The following is a 14,184-nucleotide window of genomic DNA, read 5'->3' on the forward strand; positions in this document are numbered from 1 at the left end:
ATTGCCCGGTAGCTAAATGCGGAAAAGATAAGTGCTGAAAGCATCTAAGCACGAAACTTGCCCCGAGATGAGTTCTCCCTGACCCTTTAAGGGTCCTGAAGGAACGTTGAAGACGACGACGTTGATAGGTCGGGTGTGTAAGTGTAGCGATACATTGAGCTAACCGATACTAATGAACCGTGAGGCTTAACCTTACAACGCCAAAGATGTTTTGGTGAAGAGAAAGACATCAATCTCAGCTTGATACAGATAACATCAGAACGCAAAAAGCGGTCTGATAACAGAATTTGCCTGGCGGCTGTAGCGCGGTGGTCCCACCTGACCCCATGCCGAACTNAGAGCCCTGAGCTAACGCTCAGGGCTTTTTCTTTACCTGCGATTTAATTGTTGCTCAATCCGCAAAAATCCTCTGCATTTTACACCCTTTTTCTCTCTAAATTAGAAGGTCATACTCCTCCCAGTTAACGAATACTGTGATTAAAAAGAGGAATTTTATGACTATCCCTGCATTCGGTTTAGGTACTTTTCGCCTGAAAGACGACGTGGTTATTGCTTCTGTTAAAACGGCGCTTGAGTTGGGCTACCGTGCTGTCGACACCGCGCAAATCTATGATAATGAAGCCGCTGTTGGTCAGGCTATCGCTGAAAGTCAGGTACCCCGTGATGAATTATTTATCACCACTAAGATCTGGACGGAGAACCTGGGCAAAGACAAGCTGATCGCCAGCCTTAAAGAGAGCCTGCAGAAGCTACGTACCGACTACGTTGACCTGACGCTGATCCACTGGCCATCACCAAATGATGCCGTGGAGGTTGAAGAGTTTATGGCTGCGCTGCTGGAAGCGAAAACGCTGGGTTTAACTCGTCAGATTGGCATCTCTAACTTCACCATTACGTTGATGGAACGTGCAATCGCTGCCGTTGGTGCCGAGAATATCGCGACTAACCAGATTGAGCTGTCGCCGTATCTGCAAAACCGTAAGGTTGTTGATTGGGCTGCCGAACACGGTATCCACATCACTTCCTATATGACATTAGCCTATGGCAAGGCATTGAAAGACGAAGTGATTTCACGTATTGCAGTGAAACATAACGCGACGGCAGCACAGGTTATTCTGGCTTGGGCAATGGGAGAAGGATACGCGGTGATCCCATCTTCCACTAAACGTGAAAACCTGGCGAGCAACCTGCTGGCGCTGGATTTGAAGCTTGATGCAGAAGATAAAAAAGCGGTCGCTGCACTGGAGTGCAACGACCGCCTGGTGAGCCCGGAAAGCCTCGCGCCAGCCTGGGATTAATAGCCTGATGTGCGGGTGGCAAAGCTGCCCGCATATTCACTCAGAAAATCGATAAATGCGCGGATCCTCGGACTTACCGCTTTGTCGCTGTAATAGACTGCGCTGAATGGCATTTCTACCGGAATGCGTTTATCTGCCAGCAGTTCGATAAAATCTCCCCGCTCTAACTCCCTTGCAATCATATAGTCTGACAAGCATGCGATGCCATTGCCAGCCAGGCATAGCTGCTTAATGGTTTCTCCGCTATTGGATGATAACCCACTCGTAATTTCAAAGAGTTGCCCATCGCAACAGGATACTGGCCAGGTATTTAATGAAGCCGGTTCGGTGAACCCTAAGCAGATATGATCTTTAAGATCGGCCACGGTTTCAGGTTTGCCGCAGCGATCGATATAATCCGGCGATGCGATGATTTTCCGATAGCTGGTAAATAAAGGACGAGCTCGAAGGCTGGAATCACTCAATGCGCCAGCGCGGATCGCGACATCCACTTTTCTCTCGATCAAATTGATAAACGTTTCGGATGACACCAGAGAAAGGGTGATCTCCGGGTAACGTTCACGAAAAGGTTTGATCAACGGCGTCAGGAAGTTCAACGTCACCGGTGTGGCCGCATCTACGCGCAGCAGGCCGCGCGGAACACGACGCGTCTCCATTACCTCATCTTCCGCTGCTGCCATCTCCTGCAAAATCACCTGAACGCGACGGAAATAACGTTCACCTTCTTCCGTCAGGCTAAGCTGTCGGGTTGTGCGATTGAGTAACCCTACGCCAAGCTTTGATTCCAGCTTTTTAACGGCGCGGCTAACCGCGGAGTTAGCCTGCCCCAGTTGTTCGGCAGCACGACTAAAGCTGCCGCTCTCGACCACAGCGACAAAAATGGCAATTTCTTCTGATGTAGCTTTCATTTTTGCACCTGAAGCAAAATTATATTGAGATTTTGAATATTTTTGTTATTAAAACATCCCGGCATACTGCGTGTCATCTGATTACTGATGATATGGAGTTAATTATGCCTCTCGCTTTATTTGCGCTGACAATAAGTGCCTTCGCTATTGGCACGACTGAATTTGTGATTGTTGGCCTGGTGCCGACCATTGCTGAACAGCTGGCGATCTCTTTGCCTTCTGCGGGGATGTTGGTTTCAATTTATGCGCTGGGTGTGGCAATTGGCGCGCCGGTACTGACCGCCCTGACCGGGAGCCTGCCACGAAAACAGTTGCTGGTTGCGTTGATGGTGTTGTTTACCGCCGGTAATTTGCTGGCATGGCAGGCGCCGGGCTATATGACATTAATTATTGCCCGTTTGCTGACCGGCCTTGCACACGGCGTGTTCTTCTCGATTGGTTCTACCATCGCGACAAGCCTGGTGCCAAAAGAGAAAGCGGCTTCCGCTATCGCCATTATGTTTGGCGGCTTAACGGTCGCACTGGTGACGGGGGTTCCGCTGGGCACATTCATTGGTCAGCATTTTGGCTGGCGCGAAACCTTCCTTGCAGTATCAATGTTAGGTGTGATTGCGCTGATCAGTAGCCAACTGCTGATTCCGGCCAATATTCCTGGCCGGGCAGCTGCCAGCATTCGCGATCAGGTGAAAGTCTTAACCCATCCTCGTTTGTTGTTGATCTATGCGGTAACAGCGCTGGGCTATGGTGGTGTCTTTACGGCGTTTACCTTCCTTGCACCGATGATGCAGGATTTGGCTGGCTTTTCACCGACAGCGGTAAGCTGGATTTTACTCGGATACGGTGTCTCTGTGGCTATCGGTAATATTTGGGGTGGAAAACTGGCGGATAAACATGGTGCCGTCCCGGCACTGAAATTCATTTTTGCCGCGCTGTTTGTTCTGCTGATGATCTTCCAGTTAACGGCTTCCACGCACTACGCTGCGCTGGCTACCATTCTGGTGATGGGGATCTTTGCCTTCGGTAACGTGCCCGGATTGCAGGTCTATGTTGTTCAGAAAGCGGAACAATTTACCCCCAATGCGGTTGATGTCGCTTCAGGACTGAACATTGCAGCGTTTAATGTTGGTATTGCATTGGGATCGGTGATTGGTGGGCAAACGGTAGAGCATTACGGTCTGGCACAGACGCCGTGGATTGGCGCGCTAATCGTGTTGGCTGCTTTCTTACTGATGGGCGTCAGCGGTCGTCTTGATAAACCTGCGCGTATCGCGCTGGGATAAATCATTGATGTAAGTACCCACTTACAAAACAAACTGCAATTGTTCGTTGAAAGTGAGTGCTAAAATCCCTATAACAGAAGAACCAGTCCGGCTGCGGACTGGTTGACGTTACAGAGGTTTGAAAGTCTACAGTGCGAAAAAACACCTATGCCATGCGTTATGTTGCCGGACAACCCGCTGAGCGGATTTTGCCGCCAGGGTCGTTCGCGCATATTGGCCAGGCATTACCCGCCGGCATTCCGTTAAGCAGCGAAGACCGTATTCGCGTGCTGGTATGGAATATTTTTAAACAGCAGCGGGCAGAATGGTTGTCGGTGCTGAAGAATTTTGGCAAAGACGCGCATCTGGTGTTACTGCAGGAGGCGCAAACCACCCCTGAACTGGTGCAGTTTGCGACCACTAACTATCTTGCTGCTGACCAGGTTCCCGCCTTTGTACTGCCTCAGCATCCCTCTGGCGTCATGACGCTCTCCGCCGCCCATCCAGTGTACTGTTGTCCTCTGCGCGAGCGTGAGCCTATTCTACGGCTGGCAAAGTCCGCGCTGGTGACGGTATACCCCCTGCCTGACTCTCGGCTATTAATGGTGGTGAATATCCACGCGGTTAACTTTAGCCTTGGCGTTGATGTTTATAGTAAGCAGTTACTTCCCATTGGCGATCAGATTGCTCATCACAGCGGTCCGGTGATTATGGCTGGTGATTTTAATGCCTGGAGCCGTCGACGGATGAACGCGCTGTACCGTTTTGCGCGTGAAATGTCGCTGCGGCAGGTGCGCTTTACCGACGATCAGCGCCGACGCGCGTTTGGTCGCCCTCTCGATTTCGTGTTCTATCGCGGTCTGAACGTGAGTGAAGCCTCTGTGCTGGTCACCCGCGCATCCGATCACAACCCGCTACTCGTTGAATTCAGTCCCGGCAAACCTGAACAATAACGGTGTGTCAGGTCTGCCATAGGGCAGGCCTGTGATGGTTGCCCTTCATATTTCACTACAACCGAAGGACAACACAATGACAACACGCTCTCATCACGACAACGTCGAAAAACAGTTTGGCTCTCAGGCTAATGCCTATTTAACCAGCGCGGTACACGCCTCTGGACGTGATTTACAACGCCTGGGGGAAAGATTGTCGGCATTTCCACAGGCCTGGGTTCTCGACATGGGATGCGGTGCGGGGCATGCCAGCTTTACGGCGGCGCAAAACGTCGAGCAGGTCGTGGCGTATGATTTATCGGCACAAATGCTTGAAGTGGTCGCGCAGGCGGCAAAAGAGAAGGGGTTAGATAATATCGTAACCCGACAGGGATATGCCGAAAGTCTGCCGTTTGAAGATAGCGCCTTTGACCTGGTGATTAGCCGCTATTCTGCGCATCACTGGCATGATGTCGGGCGCGCACTGCGGGAAGTGAATCGTGTACTGAAACCCGGTGGGGTAGTGATTGTGATGGATGTGATGTCGCCAGGCCATCCTGTACGTGATATCTGGTTGCAAACCGTGGAGGCGTTACGCGATACCTCGCACGTACGCAACTATTCCAGCGGAGAGTGGCTGTCGTTAATCAATGACGCCAATCTGATTGCCGATACCTTGTTAACCGATCGTCTGCCGCTGGAGTTCAGCTCATGGGTAATGCGGATGCGAACCCCTGAGGTACTGACCGAGGCAATTCGTTTATACCAACAGAGTGCTTCTGCTGAAGTGAAAGACTATTTTGCGTTGCAGGAGGACGGTTCGTTCACCAGTGACACGATAATGGTTGAAGCTCATAAAGCGGGATAAATAAAAAGGCACTGGGGGGAAACCAGTGCCTTCATTTCTACAATGCTATCAGGAGTCCGGCATGCCGTTGTCCTTCACAAACAACGTCAGCTGATCGCCTGGCTGCAGATTGTCGGTATCGCTGTTCCAGCGCATCACATCCTTGATGTTAACCCCGTGACGCTTGGCAATGCTCGAAAGCGAATCGCCCTTACGTACACGATAGGTGATGCTATCGCTGTTTTTTGCCAGTCGCTGTGCGCTGGTTCCCGCGCCAACAGTCAGACTTTGGCCCACTTTCAGAGTCGAACTACGCAGATTATTCCACTGCTTTAGCTCATTCGCATTCACGCCAAGACGTGAAGCGATGCCGGAAAGCGTATCGCCAGAGCGAACCTTGTAGCTACGGCTGTTCAACGGCGTATTATCCGCGATCAACGTTGACTGTACGGCTGCAATTTCGCCTGAAGCCAGAGACTCACGCAGCTTCTCTGCATGCTTCTTTGGCACCATCACGTATTGCGGGCCGCTGACACCCAACGTGGAGCCTTTCACGCCAGCATTGAAGGTCTTCAGTTTGCTGACGGAAATACCCGCCATATCGGCAACCTGAGCCATCTCAACCGGACTGTTCAAGCGAACGCGTGCCAACGCGCGGCTTTCGTCTGTGGTTGGCAGACGCACGCCATAGCGTTTGCTGTTTTTGAGTATATCGCTCAATGCCAGCATTTTGGGCACATACTGCTTCGTTTCCTGAGGCAAAGGGAGTGACCAAAAATCAGTGGGCTTGCCACGAGATTTGTTCGCTTTCATTGCCTTCATCACGCGACCTTCACCGCTATTATAAGCGGCAACGGTCAGCAGCCAGTCGCCATCAAACATCTTGTTCAGACGCTGCATCATGTCCAGCGCGGCAGTGGTGGAAGCCACAATGTCGCGACGTGCATCATAATTGCGGGTCTGCTTTAAACCATAATTGCGCCCCGTGCTCGGAATGATCTGCCAAATACCTGCGGCATTGGCGCCAGACGTTGCGTGAGGATCAAAAGCGCTCTCCACTATGGGTAGTAGTACCAGTTCCATCGGCATGTTACGTTTCTTAACCTGCCCGGCTATCCAGTACATATACGGCTCTGCCCGTAAAGTTACATCGTGGAGATAGCTCTTATTGCGTAAATACTTCTGTTTCTGTTCGCGAATCCGGTTGTTTTCCGGAATTCCCATCTTTAGCTCGTCACCAATGAAAGCCCACAAATCCTGATCGGCAGCGATAGATGTCCCATCGTCCATCCACCGCGCTTGGCTTGTAAACTTTCCTGCTTCCCCTTGACCAGCTGCAGAAAGGCTCTGTGCGTGTTGTTGGACGTTACCAGTATTCTGGCACCCAACAAGCAGGACAGAGGCGAGTAATATCGCTTTTGCCTTCATGTGTGTGTCAATAGTTGCTTAAAAGACGACCGATCATAACGGCGAAGTTTTCAAAAGGCAACCCGGAATTGTCAGAACGTATCTTTCTTTGACCTTAACCATGCAAAACGCGCTTCAGGTTGTTGCAATATTGTTTCTTTGTTTATTTCATTAATTAAATCAATATCTTCCGTTCTTAAAAAGATATTATTTCTCCGCTCATTTTTCAGAATTACGGGGAGTGTCATTTGTTTTTTTACACGTAACTCATTAACTTTACGATAATAATCATTTATAAACGAATCATGCGGGAGGATGCTTAAGGCAAACTTCATGTTTGCTAAAGTGTACTCATGTGCGCAACAAATTAACGTATCATCAGGAAGCGCACTTATTTTTTTAAGTGATTGATACATCTGCAATGCTGTACCTTCAAAAAGCCGACCACAGCCACCGGAAAAGAGAGTGTCGCCGCAAAACAGATAAGGACGGCTGAAGTAACAGATATGTCCTAAAGTGTGACCCGGAGTGGCAATTATCTTAAATTCATGCCCTAAAATGAGTGCAGTATCGCCATCTTCGACTATATGCGTCGCCCCCTTATCTTGCGTTTCTACCGGACCGTAAACCACTATTTGTGGGAAATGTTGCTTGAGCTCTTTCACGCCGCCCACGTGATCGTGATGGTGATGGGTCAGGAGAATGGCCTCAGGCACCCAGTTGTGCTCAGCAATGGCTTGCAGCACCGGAGTCGCCTCGCCAGGATCGACAATCAGGCAACGGTTCTCATTATTTGTCAGGACCCAGATGTAATTGTCCTGAAAGGCGGGAATACTGTTAAGATTCATAAATTACCTCTCAATGCGAAACGGAAGGTTGTGATGAAACCGGCAAGGATCCCTCAAGCTGTCGTAGCGCCCGTTAGCTGGGATGATTTACCCTGGGGTGAGCACTATCGTGAGGCGCTGGAGCATCAGCTTAACCCGTGGTTCGCAAAAATGTACGGTTTTCATCTGCTTAAGATTGGTAATTTAAGCTCAGAAATCAATTCCGAAGCGTGCGCGGTTTCTCATCAGGTGAATGTTTCTTCGCAAGGCTCGCCAATGCAGGTGCTGGCGGATCCTCTGCATCTTCCCTTTGCCGATAAATCCGTTGATGTTTGCTTGTTGGCCCACACGCTGCCGTGGTGCTCCGATCCGCATCGGTTACTGCGCGAGGCCGATCGTGTACTTATCGACGATGGCTGGCTAATTCTGAGCGGATTCAACCCGGTCAGCCTGATGGGTTTGCGCAAGCTGGTGCCGGTATTACGTAAAACGTCACCTTATAACAGCCGAATGTTCACACTGATGCGCCAACTGGACTGGCTCTCTTTGTTGAATTTTGAAGTACTGCACTCCAGCCGTTTTCACGTTTTACCCTGGAAGAAACACGGGGGACAAATGTTAAGTGCGCATATTCCGGCGTTGGGATGTATGCAACTGGTTATCGCGCGTAAGCGAACCATCCCGCTTACGCTTAACCCGATGAAACAAAATAAAAGCAAAGCGCGTATCCGCCAGGCCGTTGGTGCAACCCGGCAATACCGGAAACCGGATGCTTAAGCCTCGGACTGATACCCAACATCATCCTGAGTGGGACTCATCGCCGCGGCGCGCGCAAGCTCGTCGCAGCGTTCGTTTTCCGGGTGGCCCGCATGGCCTTTGACCCATTCCCATTTGATTTGGTGCGGCCCTAGCGCGGCATCCAGACGTTTCCACAAATCGACATTTTTGACAGGTTTTTTATCTGCCGTTTTCCAGCCGCGTTTTTTCCAGTTGTGGATCCACTGGGTAATACCCTGACGCACATACTGGCTGTCGGTACTGAGCACCACTTCGCATTGTTCTTTCAGGGCTTCCAGCGCAACGATGGCCGCCATCAGCTCCATGCGATTATTGGTGGTGAGGTTGTATCCTTCGCTGAAGGTTTTTTCTCGTCCGCGATAGCGTAAAATAGCCCCGTAACCGCCGGGGCCTGGATTTCCCAGACAAGAACCATCGGTGAAAATTTCTACCTGTTTAAGCATCTCTGGTAGACTTCCTGTTTTAGAGATCGAAATAAACGATAAGTCTGACATAAATGACCGCTATGAGCACTGGAATTACACGGCAGGTAGTCCTTGATACCGAAACTACCGGTATGAACCAAATAGGCGCTCACTACGAAGGCCACAAGATCATTGAGATCGGTGCGGTTGAAGTCGTGAACCGACGCCTGACCGGCAATAACTTCCACGTTTACCTGAAGCCCGATCGGCTGGTGGACCCGGAAGCGTTTGGTGTACACGGTATCGCAGATGAGTTCCTGCTCGATAAACCCACTTTTGCTGATGTTGCCGATGAGTTTCTCGACTATATCCGCGGTGCGGAGCTGGTCATCCATAACGCATCGTTTGATATCGGCTTTATGGACTACGAGTTCGCTAAGCTCCATCGTGATATCCCGAAAACCAACACTTTCTGCAAAGTGACCGATAGTCTGGCGCTGGCAAGGAAAATGTTTCCTGGCAAGCGTAACAGTCTTGATGCGCTATGTTCACGCTATGAGATAGACAACAGCAAACGTACTTTGCACGGCGCATTGCTTGATGCCCAGATTCTGGCCGACGTTTATCTGATGATGACCGGTGGGCAGACCACCATGGCATTTTCAATGGAAGGCGACAGCCAGCAGCAGAATGATACCGGGATCCAACGTATTGTCCGTCAGTCCAGCAAGCTACGCGTTGTTTTTGCCACTGATGAGGAGTTAGCTGCCCATGAGTCGCGCCTTGATCTGGTACAGAAGAAGGGCGGAAGTTGCCTCTGGCGGGCATAGTTTGCGCGTTTACCGTGCAGAAATGGCTATTCGGGTGATTTTTGCAGCAAACGATTAAAAAACGTGAGAAAAAGCGTTGACGAGGCGTGAGGCAATCCGTAATATTCGCTTCGTTCCCAAGCGGAACACAACGCGGAGTGGTAGTTCAGTTGGTTAGAATACCTGCCTGTCACGCAGGGGGTCGCGGGTTCGAGTCCCGTCCATTCCGCCACTATTCAGAAAGCCTGAATCAGCAATGATTCAGGCTTTCGTCGTTTTAATCACTGCAAAATATTATCTATCGTTTTACCATCAAAAAAATCAATAACTGACCTCGCGGTATGAATACCTGTCTGGTGGTACGATTCAACCGTTGCAGCGGCGATGTGCGGGGTCGTGATTATATTTCTAGAATGCAGCAGAGGGCTGAATTGTGGCAAAGGTTCATGCTGAAATACATCGAGAGCGGAAAACACATTCCTTTCATCAATCACCTGCAACAGTGCGCGTTCATCTATTAATTTTCCTCGAGCTGCATTGATGAGCAAGGCGCCATTTCTCATCATAGAAAGGTATTTGTGACTGATAAAATTCTCTAATGACGATGTATAAGGGAGAAGCACGACAATAACGTTAGACTGCATGAAGATGTCATCAATCGACACAAACTTAACAGCCATTTTTTCAGCTATCTCATGATCCGGTTTTTTGTCGTATGCGAGAATTTCAATCTCGAAGCCGGACAATCTCTTAACCAACGTTTTAGCAATATTTCCAAAACCTAATAATCCTACTCGTTTACCATTTAATTCATTTCCCAGCGAGTATCCCCAATAGCCATTTTGCATGTCCATATGATTACCGGGAATATTTCTCAGACCAGAAAAAATAAGACCGATGATAAATTCGGCGACAGCGTTGGCATTGATTCCACGGGAGTTATTAACCACAATGCCTGATTTTTTTGCCGCGTCCGTATCTATATTATCAACGCCGGTACCAAATCTTGAGATGATTTTCAGTTTTGGTAGAAGAGAATACACGCTGGTGTCATAACAATCCGCTCCGGCAATGACAGCATCAATAGACGCTCTCAACTCATCTGATTCTGATGTGATAAGATGATTAACACTATTCTTGAAAATGAGATTAAATTGGTTATCGCGCAATAATTTGCAACCGGTTACACAACGAGCCGAAAAACTAGAAACGGTGATTAATACATTTTTCATATCTGTTACCTCGTACCTGAGAACGCCATCAGGTTGTGATGGCGTAGACCGGTTACTATAAAAATGACACAAGTTATGAATTTACTTTAACGCCGAGAGCACCTCCTGGATGAAATAAACCAAAATCGGTTCGGGTAAACTGTTTGAGCTCTGACAGAGTGAGGGCCACCGCATCTCCCACGACGAGCACAGCAGTAGAAGAGCAGGATGGAGCAAGACCTAAGTTGTCGGCTTCACTCCTTACGGGTATTTCAATAGATAAATCACAGCAGATAGCCAGCGACGAATTGTGGCTTCGGGTAAATGAGACCAGAAAGTTTTTCATTTTTTTCAGACTTGGCAGCGTAGCTAACAGTTCTGCTGTCTCACCACTATTGGATATCAGAATAACGACGTCTTCGCTGGTAACCATACCCAAATCACCATGAACAGCTTCTGTGCCATGAATAAAAAAAGAAGGGGTACCGGTGCTGGCAAATGTCGCTGCCAATTTTTTAGCAATAATTCCTGATTTTCCTACGCCGATAAAGACAACTTTCCCTCTACAGGATTGCAGTATTTTGATCAGATTTGCGGTTTCTGAAAGTGGTGCGTTAATGATTTCCTCAACTGCTTTTTGTTCATTACGCATAAAGCCTTTAATGAGAGAGATGACGTCAGTATTATTCATGTCTGTTTTCCTGATTAATTTTATCAATAACGTAAGCCACCCGACATAAGCCCTGGTATAGTTTTTCTCTGCTGCAAGCCAGATTTAGCCGTAAATAATTTTCTCCACCTGGTCCATATACGTTGCCTGCCATGATCCCCACTTTCCCTTCATTAATTAATCTGGCGTAGAATTTATCGAATGAACAACTGATGTGTGAACAGTCTATCCACGCAAAATAACAACCTTCGGACTCTTTGAGTAGCAGAGGTGAAAGATTCTCTTTCACATAATGAACAGCAAAATCAATGTTTGATTGAAGGTGTGACTTCAACTGTTGTAACCATACATCACATTCATTGTAGGCAACGATAGTGGCAATAACATTCAATACCGAAGGTGAATTCACAAAATCCCGATAACGAGTTATCACCCTGAATTTTTCATTAAAGGAAGTATCAGGAGCGATAAGATACGAGCCCGTTAGAGCAGGGACATTAAATGTTTTTGAGATAGAGTTAAAAACAACCGTTTTACCGTAGTGTAATTTAAGTGCAGACGTAAATTTATGGCTAAAAGTGAAATCGCTGTGGATCTCATCGGATAACAGCCAGCAGTTGTTTTTTATACATATCTCTGAAATTTTAATTAACTCATGCTCAGACCAGACTTTTCCTGTTGGATTGTGAGGATTACATAATAAAATTATCTTCGCATATTTGGCTTTCGTATTAAAATCACTCCAGTCTATGCCATACCGACCGTCATCATCTTTAATCAATGTTGAAGTGAGCAATTTTCTTCCGCTATTTTTGATAACATCAAAGAAAGCATTGTATGCTGGTGTGAAAGTCAGAACGCCATCTTCAGGTACTGTTAATAACTCTAGCGTTTTGGCGATGGAGTACATCACGCTTGGGCTATAAGTAATCCACTCAGCATCGATTGCTGCATCATATTTTTGACCATACCAATGACATATCGCATTGAGATATTCGCTATGTTGCCAGCGACTGTATCCGAGGACAGGATGTTCCAGTCTTTTCTGTAGCGCTTTGGTAATCGCTTTCGGTATGGGTAAATCCATATCAGATATGGAAAAAGGAATAATATCATGTACACCGAATCTGTCTTCGCAGAAGTCCCATTGGGTACAGTAAGTTCCTTTTCGCGAAATGGGGGCATTAAAAGTATCCATCAACATAACCCCATGCTTTTATCCATTTCTTTACGCAACGCGATGACTTTTGTACCAATAATGACCTGCAGGGTGTTTTTATCAAGTTTGACAATTGCGATCCCTCCCTGCTTTTTAATAGCTGCCTCATCAATTGCTTCTATATCTTTTATTGTTAGCCGTAAACGTGTAACACAGTTATCCAGAGATGTAATATTATCTTTACCTCCGAGAGCCGCAATCATATTTTTAGCGGTGCTGGAACCCATATTCATATTTGCCACCGGTTGTGCAACAGGTGTTACCATCTCTGTTGCTGTTACCGTTGGAATTATGTCACTTTCTTCTCTGCCGACAGTCATTAAGTTGTATTTTATAATGGCCCATTTAAAAACCATGTAATAAATGAAGAAGTAGGCGATTTCTACACAAACGGCTACTGGCCATCCAGTTCTTGTGCCGCGTAATACGCCAAAGCTTATAAATTGAATCAAATCACCTGTGAACCCCATTTTCACGCCGAGATACGGTAAAAACATATTCGCGAAGCCGTTCATGAACGCATGGAATACAAATAAGATGGGGCTAACAAACAGGAATAAGAATTCAATTGGTTCGCTAACGCCGCCAATAATCACAGTCAGTACCGCAGAGATTAATAGTGCTTTAATAGCCTTGCGATTTTGTACATGAGCAGTCTGATACATAGCAAGAGCCGCACCCGCTAAACCATACTGGATCATTAGCTTACCTTGTTCCATTTTTCCTGCAAGGTCTAAGGGAATGACGGCGTTTTCTTTGACGTAGGCCATAAACATATTGAGGGTACCGTAGTATTCCTCGCCGTTGATGATCGCTGAGCCGCCAATCGGCGTAAATCTGAATACGGATGTGACTAAGTGATTTAGCCCGAAGGGAATCGTTACGCGCTCTGCAACGGCATAGAAGAAATAACCTACCGGGCCAGATGTGGATATCCAATGGCCGATTAACATAAACATGTTAAAGAAAGGAGGCCAGACAAAAGGGATTATGATGCCGAAAACACTCATGACAACTAACGTAATGATAGGAACAAGGCGCGGGCCACTATAGAATCCCAATGACTCTGGGATGCGCAGATTGACGATCCGTTTGTACATGGCGAATACCATCAACCCTGCAACGATTCCCCCCAATACGCTGGTGTTATATGACTGAATACCCAGAATAATGGTTTGTCCATGGGTCGAGATCTGATCTGTGGGGACGAGTAGACCGTGACTTTTAAGATAAAAATTTGTTCCCAAATGCATTGCCATAAACCCGACCAGGCCAGAAAATGCACCATACGCTTTATCTTCTTTTTCTTTCAGCAGACCCAATGGGATGGCGATTGCAAATAATACCGGTAAATTAACAAAAGCGAATAAACCCAGGCTAACAATAAAGTCTAAAAATGATTTAACAACTGGGTACCCTAATACAGGAATTAATTTAGCCATTTCCTCGCTGGCTAATCCACTTCCCAGACCTAACATCATGCCGCATACGCTTAGCAGAGCGATTGGATACATAAATGCCTTACCCAGGCTCTGAAAAAAACTCCAGGCTTTTTTCTGTTTCATATTAACTGTCTCGTGATAAGGTGAAATATA

13 protein-coding genes, 1 tRNA gene, 1 rRNA gene and 1 pseudogene are annotated in these 14,184 nt (G+C 47.5%); 8 read left to right on the plus strand and 8 right to left on the minus strand.

The features are described from left to right. Positions 1 to 194, plus strand: a 23S ribosomal RNA gene (locus JQ822_RS21805); the annotation flags it as partial. A gap of 300 nt (positions 195 to 494) precedes the next feature. Then, entirely contained in the window at positions 495 to 1,298 is an 804-nt protein-coding gene (gene dkgB, locus JQ822_RS21810; protein WP_213135216.1) for a 2,5-didehydrogluconate reductase DkgB, read from the plus strand. Here dkgB and yafC read toward each other — a convergent pair. Beyond that, positions 1,295 to 2,206: a DNA-binding transcriptional regulator YafC gene (yafC, locus tag JQ822_RS21815; RefSeq protein WP_213135217.1), complete on the minus strand. Its 912-nt coding sequence runs from the start codon at positions 2,204 to 2,206 to the stop codon at positions 1,295 to 1,297. The two genes, dkgB and yafC, sit on opposite strands and share 4 nt — an antisense overlap. Positions 2,207 to 2,310: 104 nt before the next feature. Here yafC and JQ822_RS21820 point away from each other — a divergent pair, with 104 nt between their 5' ends. From JQ822_RS21820 to JQ822_RS21830, 3 genes are all read left to right on the plus strand, one after another. Beyond that, on the plus strand, positions 2,311 to 3,486 hold the full coding sequence (locus JQ822_RS21820) for an MFS transporter (RefSeq protein ID WP_213135218.1): 1,176 nt from the start codon (positions 2,311 to 2,313) through the stop codon (positions 3,484 to 3,486). A gap of 131 nt (positions 3,487 to 3,617) precedes the next feature. Next, on the plus strand, positions 3,618 to 4,418 hold the full coding sequence (locus tag JQ822_RS21825) for an endonuclease/exonuclease/phosphatase family protein (protein ID WP_213135219.1): 801 nt from the start codon (positions 3,618 to 3,620) through the stop codon (positions 4,416 to 4,418). 76 nt (positions 4,419 to 4,494) lie between these two features. Beyond that, entirely contained in the window at positions 4,495 to 5,265 is a 771-nt protein-coding gene (locus tag JQ822_RS21830; protein WP_213135220.1) for a class I SAM-dependent methyltransferase, read from the plus strand. A gap of 48 nt (positions 5,266 to 5,313) precedes the next feature. Here JQ822_RS21830 and mltD read toward each other — a convergent pair whose 3' ends face one another. Both mltD and gloB read right to left on the minus strand, forming a co-directional pair. Continuing rightward, on the minus strand, positions 5,314 to 6,672 hold the full coding sequence (gene mltD / locus JQ822_RS21835; RefSeq protein ID WP_213135221.1) for a murein transglycosylase D: 1,359 nt from the start codon (positions 6,670 to 6,672) through the stop codon (positions 5,314 to 5,316). Positions 6,673 to 6,743: 71 nt separating this feature from the next. Further along, a complete protein-coding gene (gene gloB, locus JQ822_RS21840) occupies positions 6,744 to 7,499 on the minus strand; it encodes a hydroxyacylglutathione hydrolase (protein ID WP_213135222.1) in 756 nt (251 codons plus the stop codon). A 33-nt stretch (positions 7,500 to 7,532) separates the two neighbouring features. On the opposite strand from gloB, the gene JQ822_RS21845 reads away from it, so the two are divergent. Further along, positions 7,533 to 8,255: a class I SAM-dependent methyltransferase gene (locus JQ822_RS21845; protein WP_213135223.1), complete on the plus strand. Its 723-nt coding sequence runs from the start codon at positions 7,533 to 7,535 to the stop codon at positions 8,253 to 8,255. On the opposite strand, the pseudogene rnhA reads toward JQ822_RS21845, so the two are convergent. Beyond that, a pseudogene (gene rnhA / locus JQ822_RS21850) lies at positions 8,252 to 8,834 on the minus strand (ribonuclease HI). The gene JQ822_RS21845 and the pseudogene rnhA overlap by 4 nt on opposite strands. Between rnhA and dnaQ the strand changes: the two are divergent. Further along, entirely contained in the window at positions 8,782 to 9,510 is a 729-nt protein-coding gene (gene dnaQ / locus JQ822_RS21855; RefSeq protein WP_075551413.1) for a DNA polymerase III subunit epsilon, read from the plus strand. The pseudogene rnhA and the gene dnaQ overlap by 53 nt on opposite strands. Before the next feature lie 134 nt (positions 9,511 to 9,644). After that, positions 9,645 to 9,721: transfer RNA gene (locus JQ822_RS21860), tRNA-Asp, on the plus strand. A 49-nt stretch (positions 9,722 to 9,770) separates the two neighbouring features. Here JQ822_RS21860 and JQ822_RS21865 read toward each other — a convergent pair. The 4 genes from JQ822_RS21865 to JQ822_RS21880 form a co-directional block, all read right to left on the minus strand. Further along, the gene (locus JQ822_RS21865; RefSeq protein ID WP_213135225.1) at positions 9,771 to 10,721 is read right to left on the minus strand and encodes a phosphoglycerate dehydrogenase; all 951 of its coding nucleotides are present in this window, start codon (positions 10,719 to 10,721) and stop codon (positions 9,771 to 9,773) included. Positions 10,722 to 10,794: 73 nt separating this feature from the next. Then, positions 10,795 to 11,391, minus strand: coding sequence for a KpsF/GutQ family sugar-phosphate isomerase (locus JQ822_RS21870; RefSeq protein WP_213135226.1), 597 nt, complete (start codon positions 11,389 to 11,391; stop codon positions 10,795 to 10,797). After that, positions 11,384 to 12,568, minus strand: coding sequence for a MalY/PatB family protein (locus JQ822_RS21875; RefSeq protein ID WP_213135227.1), 1,185 nt, complete (start codon positions 12,566 to 12,568; stop codon positions 11,384 to 11,386). The genes JQ822_RS21870 and JQ822_RS21875 overlap by 8 nt, the downstream gene beginning before the upstream one ends. Beyond that, a complete protein-coding gene (locus JQ822_RS21880; protein WP_213135228.1) occupies positions 12,568 to 14,154 on the minus strand; it encodes a PTS transporter subunit EIIC in 1,587 nt (528 codons plus the stop codon). The genes JQ822_RS21875 and JQ822_RS21880 overlap by 1 nt, the downstream gene beginning before the upstream one ends. Positions 14,155 to 14,184 lie beyond the last annotated feature (30 nt).

It is taken from the genome of Citrobacter sp. FP75 (assembly GCF_018342065.1).
Classification (GTDB): domain Bacteria; phylum Pseudomonadota; class Gammaproteobacteria; order Enterobacterales; family Enterobacteriaceae; genus Citrobacter.

What these genes read in the sequence shown, in the direction of transcription:
- dkgB (WP_213135216.1), top strand. Translation starts at nt 495, where the DNA reads ATGACTATCCCTGCATTCGGTTTAGGTACTTTTCGCCTGAAAGACGAC.
- yafC (WP_213135217.1), bottom strand. Translation starts at nt 2,206, where the DNA reads ATGAAAGCTACATCAGAAGAAATTGCCATTTTTGTCGCTGTGGTCGAG.
- JQ822_RS21820 (WP_213135218.1), top strand. Translation starts at nt 2,311, where the DNA reads ATGCCTCTCGCTTTATTTGCGCTGACAATAAGTGCCTTCGCTATTGGC.
- JQ822_RS21830 (WP_213135220.1), top strand. Translation starts at nt 4,495, where the DNA reads ATGACAACACGCTCTCATCACGACAACGTCGAAAAACAGTTTGGCTCT.
- mltD (WP_213135221.1), bottom strand. Translation starts at nt 6,672, where the DNA reads ATGAAGGCAAAAGCGATATTACTCGCCTCTGTCCTGCTTGTTGGGTGC.
- gloB (WP_213135222.1), bottom strand. Translation starts at nt 7,499, where the DNA reads ATGAATCTTAACAGTATTCCCGCCTTTCAGGACAATTACATCTGGGTC.
- JQ822_RS21845 (WP_213135223.1), top strand. Translation starts at nt 7,533, where the DNA reads ATGAAACCGGCAAGGATCCCTCAAGCTGTCGTAGCGCCCGTTAGCTGG.
- dnaQ (WP_075551413.1), top strand. Translation starts at nt 8,782, where the DNA reads ATGAGCACTGGAATTACACGGCAGGTAGTCCTTGATACCGAAACTACC.
- JQ822_RS21865 (WP_213135225.1), bottom strand. Translation starts at nt 10,721, where the DNA reads ATGAAAAATGTATTAATCACCGTTTCTAGTTTTTCGGCTCGTTGTGTA.
- JQ822_RS21870 (WP_213135226.1), bottom strand. Translation starts at nt 11,391, where the DNA reads ATGAATAATACTGACGTCATCTCTCTCATTAAAGGCTTTATGCGTAAT.
- JQ822_RS21875 (WP_213135227.1), bottom strand. Translation starts at nt 12,568, where the DNA reads ATGGATACTTTTAATGCCCCCATTTCGCGAAAAGGAACTTACTGTACC.
- JQ822_RS21880 (WP_213135228.1), bottom strand. Translation starts at nt 14,154, where the DNA reads ATGAAACAGAAAAAAGCCTGGAGTTTTTTTCAGAGCCTGGGTAAGGCA.